The sequence below is a fragment of the Bacillus sp. COPE52 genome, assembly GCF_003355115.1.
In the GTDB taxonomy this organism is placed as follows: Bacteria; Bacillota; Bacilli; order Bacillales; family Bacillaceae_G; genus Bacillus_A; species Bacillus_A toyonensis.
The window spans coordinates 746,429-758,416 of sequence record NZ_CP031292.1; the positions used below are offsets into that span (position 1 = coordinate 746,429).

The 11,988-nt window shown below is 33.8% G+C and carries 12 protein-coding genes; 8 read left to right on the plus strand and 4 right to left on the minus strand.

The genetic code is table 11. The features are described from left to right. The first annotated feature begins 107 nt into the window (after window positions 1–107). Entirely contained in the window at window positions 108–311 is a 204-nt protein-coding gene (locus DPQ31_RS03615) for a hypothetical protein (protein WP_001268335.1), read from the plus strand. Between the two features lie 86 nt (window positions 312–397). On the opposite strand, the gene DPQ31_RS03620 is transcribed toward DPQ31_RS03615, so the two are convergent. The 3 genes from DPQ31_RS03620 to DPQ31_RS03630 all read right to left on the minus strand — a co-directional run bounded on the left by DPQ31_RS03620 (window position 398) and on the right by DPQ31_RS03630 (window position 2,753). Beyond that, window positions 398–685 (minus strand): antibiotic biosynthesis monooxygenase, encoded by a 288-nt coding sequence (locus DPQ31_RS03620; protein ID WP_000471244.1) that lies wholly within the window; start codon window positions 683–685, stop codon window positions 398–400. 178 nt (window positions 686–863) lie between these two features. After that, the gene (locus DPQ31_RS03625) at window positions 864–1,676 is read right to left on the minus strand and encodes an undecaprenyl-diphosphate phosphatase (RefSeq protein WP_000434781.1); all 813 of its coding nucleotides are present in this window, start codon (window positions 1,674–1,676) and stop codon (window positions 864–866) included. Between the two features lie 132 nt (window positions 1,677–1,808). Next, window positions 1,809–2,753 (minus strand): methyl-accepting chemotaxis protein, encoded by a 945-nt coding sequence (locus DPQ31_RS03630; RefSeq protein WP_000495004.1) that lies wholly within the window; start codon window positions 2,751–2,753, stop codon window positions 1,809–1,811. A 220-nt stretch (window positions 2,754–2,973) separates the two neighbouring features. Between DPQ31_RS03630 and DPQ31_RS03635 the strand changes: the two genes are divergently transcribed. The 5 genes from DPQ31_RS03635 (at window position 2,974) to DPQ31_RS03655 (ending at window position 7,001) form a co-directional block, all read left to right on the plus strand. Continuing rightward, window positions 2,974–4,236 (plus strand): 3D domain-containing protein, encoded by a 1,263-nt coding sequence (locus DPQ31_RS03635; RefSeq protein ID WP_097959050.1) that lies wholly within the window; start codon window positions 2,974–2,976, stop codon window positions 4,234–4,236. Window positions 4,237–4,348: 112 nt separating this feature from the next. Continuing rightward, a complete protein-coding gene (locus tag DPQ31_RS03640) occupies window positions 4,349–4,567 on the plus strand; it encodes a helix-turn-helix transcriptional regulator (RefSeq protein WP_141559842.1) in 219 nt (72 codons plus the stop codon). Next, window positions 4,560–5,033 carry a DUF2178 domain-containing protein gene (locus DPQ31_RS03645; protein ID WP_097959051.1) on the plus strand — a complete coding sequence of 158 codons (474 nt, stop codon included), beginning with the start codon at window positions 4,560–4,562 and terminating at the stop codon, window positions 5,031–5,033. Before DPQ31_RS03640 ends, DPQ31_RS03645 begins: the two co-directional genes overlap by 8 nt. A gap of 116 nt (window positions 5,034–5,149) precedes the next feature. Further along, window positions 5,150–5,782 carry a class A sortase gene (locus tag DPQ31_RS03650; protein ID WP_001041710.1) on the plus strand — a complete coding sequence of 211 codons (633 nt, stop codon included), beginning with the start codon at window positions 5,150–5,152 and terminating at the stop codon, window positions 5,780–5,782. Window positions 5,783–5,921: 139 nt separating this feature from the next. Continuing rightward, entirely contained in the window at window positions 5,922–7,001 is a 1,080-nt protein-coding gene (locus DPQ31_RS03655) for a YHYH domain-containing protein (protein ID WP_208731556.1), read from the plus strand. Window positions 7,002–7,031: 30 nt separating this feature from the next. Here DPQ31_RS03655 and DPQ31_RS03660 read toward each other — a convergent pair whose 3' ends face one another. Continuing rightward, window positions 7,032–8,417, minus strand: a complete 1,386-nt coding sequence (locus DPQ31_RS03660) for a peptide MFS transporter (RefSeq protein WP_000443137.1) — start codon at window positions 8,415–8,417, stop codon at window positions 7,032–7,034. 402 nt (window positions 8,418–8,819) lie between these two features. Here DPQ31_RS03660 and brnQ1 point away from each other — a divergent pair, with 402 nt between their 5' ends. Beyond that, complete coding sequence (brnQ1, locus tag DPQ31_RS03665) at window positions 8,820–10,121, plus strand: branched-chain amino acid transport system II carrier protein BrnQ1 (RefSeq protein WP_395933676.1); 1,302 nt, start codon at window positions 8,820–8,822, stop codon at window positions 10,119–10,121. A gap of 135 nt (window positions 10,122–10,256) precedes the next feature. Continuing rightward, the gene (locus tag DPQ31_RS03670) at window positions 10,257–11,978 is read left to right on the plus strand and encodes a DUF2339 domain-containing protein (RefSeq protein ID WP_208731558.1); all 1,722 of its coding nucleotides are present in this window, start codon (window positions 10,257–10,259) and stop codon (window positions 11,976–11,978) included. Window positions 11,979–11,988: the final 10 nt, after the last annotated feature.

Sequence of the window (11,988 nt, forward strand, 5' to 3'; positions counted from 1 at the left end):
TAAAATATTTTGAAATAGAAAAAATTATAAATTTTAATGGAATTAAGTTATACTAAATTTAATATAAGGATATTGTGATTATTATAAGTTGAGAGAGGGTACAAGATATGCGATATGAGCTTTTTTCTGTAAGTGGGGATCATATTACAACTTTTGAAAGTGTGTGGCGTTTTCAAGAGGGAGAACAGGTTTTTGTTCATGATGATCAAACAAAACGAAATTTTATTATTATCCGCCTAACGCATGATGTATTTCAACAAAATAAACATGTTATTCGTTTGTATTGTCAAGAAAAGAAAGTTTATAAATAAGGGAAGCCCTCTTACTGGATGAGAAAAGGTAAGAGGGTTTTATCATTTTATATTAGGAAAAGCTCCTTAGGAATATCGAGTGAAGTTTAATGCATATAAGTAGCATTGGATGTGGAAGAAAGGATATAGTTTTGCATTTTGTGCTTCCAAGTTTCATTTTCGTTTCTTTGAGAAAGCCACGCATGGTAATCTTGTTGTGTTTTCCATAACATACGGACCATATATTTTGCTCCATCATCTGTACGATGCATATGTGAAAATTCTATGTTAATAAAACCATTTGTTCCAGTTGATGGATAATATTGTTTAAGTGAATATAGTAAATCATTCTCATAGCCATATTTAATATGAATTAGTTTAGTAACAATAAACATAGGAACACCTCTTTTATAATAGTAGTAAAGAAGACGGATTTTTATTAGTAGGAACATAATTAATAATATACTATTCTGAAAATTTAAAGTAAATAAGGCACTTCAACTTAATAGAAGTATAAAAAAGCGAGCCATCTTAGTGTAGTAGAATGACTCGCTTTAAATTTGTAAGTTTACTTTATAAGAAAATGATAGTAAGTACCCCTACGATAATACAATAGAAAGAGAAATATTTTAAATTTCCTTTTGCCATAATGTTCATAAACCATTTTAATGAAATATATGTCATGATAAATGTTGCTATAAACGCAACGATATATGGTACGAATAATGTGTCTAAATTAGGATCTTTAGCAATATCTGTAATACTTAGCAATAACCCACCTAAGCTAACAGGAATATATAGTAAGAATGAGAAGCGAAGAGCGGTCTCTTGCTTCATACCGAGTAACATCGCTGCTACAATTGTAGCGCCAGATCGGCTAATTCCAGGGATAAGTGCACAAGCTTGAGCTAATCCGATAATGATTGCATCTTTCATAGAAAGGTCACCATCATTTTTACGCCCGCGTAAGTTTCTAATAATCCAAAGACCGACAGCGGTAATAAGAAGGGAAATCCCAACCATTTTCACGCCTTTTAAGTACTGGTCGATATAATCTTTAAATAAAACGCCAATTACACCTGCTGGAATAGTTGCAATTACAAGGTAAATAATGAAGAAGAAATCTGATTTTGCATCTTCTGCTCTTGTAAATATATAAGATAGACCATTCTTTGTTAGACGAATTAAATCATTTCTATAAATAAGTAATACAGCTAGTAATGAAGCTGAATTAACAAGTAGTTCAAAGCTAAATCCTTCTATTTTTAGTCCTAGCAAATGTTGTGCTAAAACGAGGTGACCACTTGAAGAAATCGGAATTGGTTCTGTTAGTCCTTGGAACAGACCAAGAATTAAGTATTTTAAAATGTAGTAAAATTGTTCCATAACATCCTCCTTGTAAATTAATTTAAAGAAACAACTTTTCCATTATAACAAAGATATAGATGAAGATTGAGAAGAAATAAATATTCGAAATATAATAAAAACCCCTTATAGCGATATAAGGGGTTCTTATTGTTAATGAGAAGATACTGTTTCTTGAAGACCATTAGTCAATTGAACATCGACTTTTTCAGCATCATGAATATGGTTCATAATAGTAGTATTTAATTTTTGGAACATTTGTTGTGTGTTTGCAAATTCTCTTAATATATCATCATTACAAGATTTTTGGTTTTCAATTGCTTGAATAACGTTTGTAGCACCATTTTGTAACGTTTGAATCATAATTAAAATATTTTCGATTCTAGCGTTTGTATCGGCACTCATTTCTACACCTTCATCAACTAAATGTAAATTATCTTTTGTATTTTCGTATGCTTTTTCAATTTCTTCTTGAATTTTTTTCGTTAAGTTGCCGATATTTTTTGTACTCTCTGCCGTACTTTCTGCTAGTTTTCTTACTTCATTGGCAACAACTGCGAAACCTTTACCGTGCTCTCCAGCACGCGCAGCTTCAATACTTGCGTTTAGCGCAAGTAAATTTGTTTGTGCTGCAATGTTTTGAATGACTTCTACAATTTGCTCGATTTCTTTTGAGCGTTCACTTAAATGATTCATACTGTTAGATGTGCGCTGAGATTGTTCACCTAATTTATTAATTACAATAAGTAAACGGTGAACAGATTCTTTTCCTTCATTAGAGCAGTCAATAATCTCTTCAATAGACTGAATTAAGCTTTGTTCTTTTTGTAACATTTCACTATTTAATTCATTAGAATTTGTTGTACGTGTTGAAACATTTTCAAAACACGAGTTTAATTGCTGAATTAAATTTTGGAGTGTATGGTGCTGGTTATTTACAAGTTGATGCTCTTGAATGACGTTTTGCACACGGTCATGGATAGAAGAAATCATATTTTGTTTTTCAATGTCTTTTTGTTTTAATTCAGCCTCTAATTCTTTTATACGATCTTCTAATTGATCAATTTTATGTTGGAGTGATTTCTTTTGAGTAAACATGTATTTGTTTCAACCGCCTTTGGAAGTTATATTTTCTCTATATTTGGATTTTAGCATCTTTTATAATTTTTAAATATAGGAATTGTTAAATATTTAAGAATCTATTACATTTTATTTATAATTCCCTATTTTTTGTCATGAAAAATAAACTGTATTTAATAGTATTGTAAACAAACTGTAAAATAAATCATGTATAACTGTATAAGAAGGGAGTCGGATTATGAACTATTTTAAGCGAATCAGTAGTCTAGTATTAGCAGGAATTATCGTTCTTTCTAGTACAGTCGCTGTAAAAGCAGAGTCAAACGACGAGAAACTTAACAACATGCAACAGCAATTGCAGCAAAACGATGCAGATATGCAGAAGAAAGAGCAAGAGAAGCAAGCTGTTAGTAAAGAGATTCAAGGTATTGAAAACGAACTACATAACTTAAATAATACAATTGCAAAAAATAAAGAGGATCAAGCTGCTATTCAACGTAAAATCGATGAAACGCATAAGCAGATTGAGCAAAAAAAGAATGAAATTGTCGTTTTAGAGGATAAAGTCCTTGCTCGTAAGGATATTATGAGAAAACGTATGGTTTCTGTTCAAAACAGTTCAAATACAAGTTTAGTAGTAGAAGTTGTTGTAGAGTCAAAAAACTTTGCAGATTTCTTACAACGTATGAATGCAGTTTCTACTATTTTAGAAGCTGATAAAGAAATTTTACGTCTACAAGAACAAGATCTTCGTCAAATTGAAGAAGATAAGAAAACAATTGACGAAAAAGAAGCATCTTTAGTAGTAGACAAACAAAAATTAGCAAAAGCGCAAGCTGATTTGCAAGATAACTTGAAAAAGCGTCAAGATAACTTACAAGCAGTTCAAGCTAAATATAACCAGATTGCAAGCCAACTTAATTTAGCAGCAGAAGAAAAAGCTAAAATTGAGTCAAATATGAAGGCAGTACAAGAAACGATTGCCCGTGAGCAAGAAGCAGCAAGAATTGCAGCAGAAGAGCGTGCGAAAGCAGAAGCGGCTGCAAAGGCTGAGCAAGAAGCTTTAGTGAAAGCACAAGCAGAAATTGCTGAAAAACAAAAGCAAGAGAAAGCTAATAAACCAGCTGAACCTGTTGCGAATAATAATTCGAAGGTAGAACCTGCACAACCTTCGAAGCCAACTGCTGGTGGAAGAGAAATATATGTACATGCAACAGCTTATACAGCAGATCCAGCTGAAAATGGCTATGCGCCAGGACAACAAGTTTATTCTGCATGGGGAGGCTATAATCTAACTGCAAACCCAGGAATGAAATTAATTGCTGTAGATCCAAGTGTTATTCCATTAGGTTCTACTGTATATGTTGAAGGTTATGGACAAGCAATTGCAGCAGACACTGGTGGCGCAATTAAAGGTCACAAAATCGATGTTTTAATGCCTGATAAAGCTTCATCTAGTAATTGGGGCAGAAAAAATGTTAAAGTTACAATTTTAAACTAACACGTAATCCAACTTTACAATACGTAAAGTTGGATTTTTTTGTAAAAATAATGTTAAGTTGAGTTTACATTTTGTTAAGGATAGCATACAATAATGGTGAGAGGTGGTAAAATTGACCATTTTAAATAGAGTGAAAGAATTAAGGGCTCGCTTCAATTTTTCGCAAAGTGTATTAGCAGAAAAGGTTGGAGTGACGAGACAAACAATTGCTGCAATTGAAAAAGGGGATTACGTTCCTTCGTTGTTATTGGCACTTACGATTTGTGATGTGTTCCAGTTAAAGATGGAAGATGTGTTTGTTTTAAATAAGGAGGGGAAAGAGAATGAATAGACTTGTATTTTCTTATATGCTAAATGTACTTTTAATGGTATTAGCAGGTTGGGCTTTTATTGAGTTGTATTATTTTACTATTGAAGTCGCTAATTTTATTCAAACGAAGAGAGTACCATTTGAAGTTTCAATAAGTTTAATACCGCTCGGATTACTTTTAACATTTGGTATTGTATCGACGGTTATTTATAAAATTCAAAAGAAAAAATATAAAGAGCTCTCGTATTGGATGTTTCCACTATTATTTCCTCAAGAAGATGAGCGTGAAAAGGCAATTACAGAAAAGGCTTGTCGTACTACATTTATGTCATTATGGTATGTGTTGCCTTGTGCGGTTGGGCTTTTAACTCTTTCTCCAATTATTATTCTATATGTTCCTGCATATCCGATATATATTGCATTTAGTATCTTCTTTATTCAGATGACGATTTTTCACGTGTCTTTATATCGAAATAAAATTGCTTAAAAAGAAACCTTCTTGCATCGGCAAGAAGGTTTCTTTTCAGCTTATACTTGTACATATAGCAATATTATTTTATCATTTTATATAGAGTAAGATTTTGTAAGGGAAAGGAATTGTATATGAATAAGCAAAGAATTTATAGTATAGTAGCAATCCTTCTATTTGTTGTAGGTGGGTTTTTAATTGGAAAGCCATTTTATGATGGATATAAGGCTGAAAAGAAACAGACTGAAAATGTGCAAGCTGTTCAAAAGATGGATTATGAAAAGCATGAGACAGAATTTGTAGATGCGTCAAAAATTAATCAACCAGACTTGGCAGAAGTAGCGAATGCATCGTTAGATAAAAAACAAGTAATCGGTCGTATTTCGATTCCAAGTGTTTCATTAGAAATTCCTGTTTTAAAATCTTCTACTGAGAAAAACCTGTTATCAGGTGCAGCGACAGTAAAAGAAAATCAAGTAATGGGAAAAGGGAATTACGCACTAGCAGGGCATAACATGTCTAAAAAAGGTGTTTTATTTAGTGATATAGCATCTTTGAAAAAAGGCGATAAAATTTATTTATATGATAATGAAAATGAATATGAGTACGCTGTTACTGGTGTATCTGAAGTAACTCCGGATAAATGGGAAGTTGTAGAAGATCATGGGAAAGATGAGATAACGCTTATTACATGTGTATCTGTAAAAGATAATTCTAAGCGTTATGTTGTAGCTGGTGATTTAGTAGGAACAAAGGCGAAGAAATAAAAAAGAAGGTCAACTCTTTAAAGGGTTGACCTTCTTTTTTACTATTGTTGAGAAATAATAGAATATTTTAGTTTGCATTTAAAAATCCTTCTATTTATGTATAATAAAGTTAGAATTCTAGATTTTGGGAGGAACAAGAGTGAGACAACAGGTGAAGAAACTTCTTTTAACAACAAGTGTAGCGTTATTGGTAGCTCCAATTTCAGCTTATGCGCATCCAGGACGTACAGATGCGAATGGTGGACATACGTGTCGTACAAACTGTGAAAAATGGGGATTACAGTACGGGGAATATCATTATCACAATAAACCAGCTTCTAGTAGTGGTGTAACGAGTCCAGCTCCTAGCCCAAATAATAATGGTGCTGTAGAAGCTGAAAGACAAGCAGAAGCACAGCGCAATGCTGAAGCTGAAACACAACGTGCTGTAGAAGCACAGCGTAAAGCTGAAGAAGAGAGACAACGTGTAGCTGAGGAACAAAGAAAAGCAGAAGAGGCACGTAAGCAAGAGGAAGCAAAGCGCCAAGTTGATATGGAGAAAGGTCAACTTGAAGGTGAAAAAAATGGAGAGACTGATTTTAAAGCAGGGAAAAATGATGTTCAAGTACATTTAGCTGGAAAATCAGATACATATAAACAAGCATTTACAACTGCTTATACTACTACTTGGTCTTTAGAAGAGCAGAAGAAAACGCATTTTGAAAAAGGAAAAGAACAGGGCTTAGCACAAGAGACGGTGGACGATAGTCAAATTACTCCAGAGTTTAAGCCAATCTTTGCAGAAGGTTTCCAAGTGGGAAATAAAGAGAGAACAGAAAAAATTGAAAAAGAGCAAGCTGAACTAGGGGAAAAGGCTGGTAAGGAACTAGCTGAAAAGAATCCTGGAAATAGTGAGAAAGATGTATACGTGAAGTCATATGAAACAGCGTATGAAAAAGGCTATAAGTCTACAAAAAAGGCAGTAGAAAAGGCTGGATATAAGTATGCGTTTGAAAACTATGATTTGAAGATTCCTGCCAAGTATGAAAAGAATGACTCATTAAAAAAATGGTTTACTGAAGGATTTAAATCGAATAAAAAAGCAACGGAAATTCGAGAAGAAGGATTTAAAAAGGGAGACAGCTGGTTCTCATTCTTCTATAAGAGTTTCGTACCAAGTGAATATAAAGAACATAAAGAGTTGTATGAGCAAGCAATAGAAAAAGGTAAGAAGGCATAAAAAAGATGAGGAGAAATTCCTCATCTTTTTTTAATCCATCCATTTTACTAGTTTTTTAGAGATTAATAATAAAACACAACCTAAAACAATGGCTACAGCGCCGATAACAGTAAACACTTCAGCATATCCAAGTGAAGTTGTGAAGCTTGCAAGTTGTCCGCCTAAAATGTTGGCGATACCTGAACTTGCTAGCCATACACCCATTAGTAAAGAAGCAAGTTTTACTGGAGCGAGAGAACTAACCATTGATAGTCCGACAGGTGATAAGAATAGCTCACCTAACGTATGGAAAAGATACGTAAAGACGATAAATAGTAAGTTTGCTTTTTCCGTAATGTTATGTTCGTCACTACCTGTTTTTAATGTAGCGATAACAAGTATGATATAACCGATACCGAGTAAGATCATACCAAGTCCCATTTTGGTTGGGATTTTTAAATCCCCGCGCTTGCGAGTTGCAAGTTTTGCCCATAATGCTGAAATGACTGGAGCAAGTAAAATAATAAATAATGGATTGACCGATTGGAACCAAGATGTTGGAACTTCCCATCCGAACACAGAGCGGTCTACAAATTTGTTTGTATATAATGTTAATGAACTACCAGCTTGTTCAAAACCAGCCCAGAAGAAGACAACGAAGCACGTTAAAATGACGATAACTGCGGTACGTTGTTTTTCTTTTTTTGTTAACGGTGTATCTCCTACTGATGGTTGTCCAGCAGCTGTTTGCAAATCGCGAGTTGGTTTTTTACCGATATCACCAAGGAAGCGATTTGATAGTGTTGTAAATAAAATTTGTCCAATGATCATTCCGATTGAAGCGGCTAAGAAACCGTAACGGAATCCGAAATGAACAACGCCATCCACTGTTGTTTTGAATAAATTTTCTGATAAAAATCCGCAAACGAGTGGAGCTAAAAATGACCCGACGTTAATACCCATGTAGAAAATGGTAAATGCACTATCACGTTTTGGATCATTCTCTTCGTATAATTCTCCAACCAGTGTAGAGATATTCGGTTTGAAGAATCCATTACCGATAATAATAAGCGCTAATCCGAGGTATAGGCCTAATTGGTTTTGCAAGGCAAATAGTGTAAGGTTACCGATTGCCATCGTTATACCACCAATTGTGATGGCTTTTCTTCTACCTAGAAAACGGTCTGTTAAGTATCCACCAATCATTGGTGTGAAATAACAGGCTCCAGTATAAAATCCGTAAATGGAGAGTGCCCATGCGGGACTAAACCCAAGACCACCGCTTACTAAAGCTGTCGTTAAATATAATGTTAATAATCCTCGTAATCCATAGTAACTAAATCTTTCCCACATTTCTGTAAAGAAGAGTAAGTATAAACCTGGAGGATGTTTCTTTTTTCTTTGCTGTTTTTTTTCTAGTTGTATCGCTGATTCCATGTTATTTTCCTCCTGACACAAACAAAAACAAGGTTAATAATTTTGTATATTTAATATTTTACTTTATTAACTATTATAAGTCAATGAAGTGTAACTTTAATCATATTGGAAGATTTTATTCCAATATGATTATTAGTTGAACGAATCGGGCCTTTATGGACAGTTTGATTCCCACTGGATATCCGGTTATTAGCTTAATTATTAGGGGGGAGTCTTACTGCCCGTTAATGCGGGGAAAGGTTGATTTTTCAGAAGAAATTGGAAAAGGGAAATAGCTATAGAATGGGCATTTCTTTTGTGATAGACTATGGACTATGTTTTCTTTGTAAGGAAGCGGATTACCGCGTTTTTTCATGTATGGAATTGATTTCACAAGAGATGAAATTGAAGAAGGAGAAAGAAATGAAATTGTTACAGAAAAAAGAAATTTTACTTATTAGTCTTATGCTATTCTCTATGTTTTTTGGAGCGGGGAATCTTATCTTTCCACCTTTCCTTGGATATGAAGCAGGAGAACACGTGTGGATTGCGCTGTTAGGTTTTATTATATCAGCAACAGGTCTTCCGATATTAGGTGTTATTGCTGTTGCAAAAGCAGGCAGCTTTCAAACGTTAGCGGGTAGAGTACATTCTTCATTTGCAATTATTTTTCCGTGTATTGTGTACTTATTTATTGGACCTGGTCTTGGTATACCACGTGCAGGAAGTTTAGCATTTGAAATGGGACCAGGTCAGTTATTCCCAGAATCAGGTAGTGTAGTTTTACTAGTTTATACGATTGCTTTCTTTAGCTTTGTTTACTGGTTAAGTTTATCGCCATCTAAATTAATGGGCTTATTTGGGAAGGTTTTAACGCCTTTATTATTATGTATGATTGCACTTATTTTTATAAAAACTATGTTTACACCAGTTGGTAGTGTGAAAGAGGTTACTGGAAATTACGGACAAGCTCCTATGTTCCAAGGATTTTTAGATGGATATTTAACGATGGATGCGCTAGCGGCTTTAATCTTTGGTATTGTTATTGCAAATGCTTTACGTGCAAAAGGTATTGAAGATGATCAAGGCTTAGCGAAATATATGAGTATTGCTGGTATTGAAGCAGGTCTTTTATTATCTATTATTTATGTCATCCTCGGATATGTGGGTTCAATTAGCGGTTCGTTAGGTACGTTTAATAATGGGGCGAATGTGTTAGCACAAGTGATGACGACGTTATTTGGACAAGGCGGAGTAGTTTTGTTAGGCCTTATTTTTACTATTGCGTGTTTATGTGTTTCAATTGGACTTGTTACATCTTGTAGTCAGTTTTTTACAAGTGTATTTCCGAAAGTATCGTATAAAGTTTGGGCGTTTATATTGAGCTTTATTAGTATGGTTTTAGCTAATTTAGGGTTAACACAAATTTTAAAAGTTTCAGTACCGATTCTTGGATTTATTTATCCAATTGCATTAACGCTTATTATTTTAGGGTTATTCCATAAATATATTGGGAAGTATGTGTGCATATATCCTGTTACAATTTTGATTGTAGCGGTATTTAGTGCAATCGATATTTTAAATAAAAATGTGATGACGAATCAGTGGACGCCAATATTGAAGTATATTCCGTTTTATACAGAAGGTGTAGGATGGATCATTCCAGCTCTTGTAGGTGTGTGTATTGGTGTAATCGTTAGTATCATGATAAATAAGGACAAATAAGTGAAAGGGTGTTTTCCATAATGGGAAAACACCTTTCTTTTTTTGGAAAAATAGTTTTAAAAATGAATAGACTAAGAGTATGATAAAGATAATTGGTAATATATAGGTTTCGAATGAATGGTGAGGGGGGAGTATATGAAGGAAGATTTGAATAAGAAAATAGAAGCACTCGAAACTGCAATTGAAACGATGCAAGAGGCACTTTTTGAGTTGAAAGCAAAACAAAGGGAAATAGAAGTAGAAAACGCTCAGCAACGTGTTAGTAAGGAAAAGAAAGTATATATCGAAACGATAATAGATGAAAAATTACAAGAAGATGTAGTAAAGATCAAAGAGCCCGTGCAAAAATTTGAGGAAAAACAAGTAAATATATCTGCTTTTAAACCGGAACCATTCAATATTATTAAGTTTTGCCAAACATGGTTGCCACGTATATTTGTCGGTATTATGCTACTTGGGGTTATTTGGTTATTTAAAGCAGGGGTAGATGCTGGTTTATTAACACCAGCGATACGAATTGTGTTTGGTATCGCCTTATCTATCGGTTTGTATTATATAGGGGATATTCAAATTAAACGAGAGCGGCAAGCGTTAGGGTTAGTATTAGCTGGAGGAAGTATTACAGGTATTGTTTTAACGACGTTTGCGGCACATTATTTATATGGATTTATTCCAGCAAGTATTGCGTTTATCTGTAATATTGTATGGGTTATTTTAGGGATTTATTTAGCGAAAAAGTATCAATCGGAATACCTTACTATCTTCGTAGCGGTCGGAGCTTTCTTCGTTCCGTTCTTGTTAAATAGTACGACTCCGAATCCTTATATTTTCTTTGGATATGAGACGATATTAACACTTAGTTTATTATGGTATGCGTTGAAAAATCGTTATAAGTACTTATATATGATTTCTTATGTTGTTGCTGCCATTGTCCTGTTTGTCTTCTTTGCTGTTATGTCGATATTAGTAGAGAATTTGCAAATACAGTTAACGATTGTATATGGTGTAATTCATTTGCTGTTATTTTGGCATATGTTTTCAGAGAGAGAGTTTATACAAGAAGCAAGAGTAGCGATATTTAGTACAAATGCCGTTTTCTTTATTTTATCTATTGCAAAAATACCTGATTTTACTACGTGGGGATTGGTCATAAGTGCACTCGTGCATACTGTTATGTTTGTACTTGAATATAGGAAGAATAAACAGTCTATATTTGCAAATCTCTTATTTGGTTTTGCAATGGGGTCATTTAGTTTAGCGATTTTATACGAGTACAGTTTAGTGAATGCAGCAATTGTATTATTGTTACAAGGTTTTCTCGGTATGGTTACTTCTATTAAAGCAAAACAACAAATTAAACTGTATGTAAGTGCCACTATTTATGCGATTGGAATGGTACAGACGATTTTTAGCCCGTTTGATCATTTTGTTTCAGCTGGGTTTGTTGCTCATATTATTTTAATAGGTACATTTTATTACTGCATGAAACGAGCGAAAGATGTATTAACGAGTTTTGGAAAATATGTTTATTCTATAGCTCTCTATTGGTTCATGGTCATTGTATTTATTACAATTACTAGTGTTGGCGAAGTTCTTTCTACAGATGGAAGTATAATAAGCGTATCAGTATCGTTATTATGGATGGTATATGCATTATTTGCAGTTTGGCTTGGACGGAATAAAAATATGAATGAAATATTGTATGCTGGCTTAGTTGTTTTAGTAGTAACGATAGGAAAGTTATTCCTTCTAGACTTACCAGAAGTTTCAATGATGATCAGGGCAGTGTTATTCTTAATTGTAGGTAGTATAGGTATCGTCATTTCCAGAATGTTTTTCTCAAAAGAAGAGAAATGAGAAGAAGGCA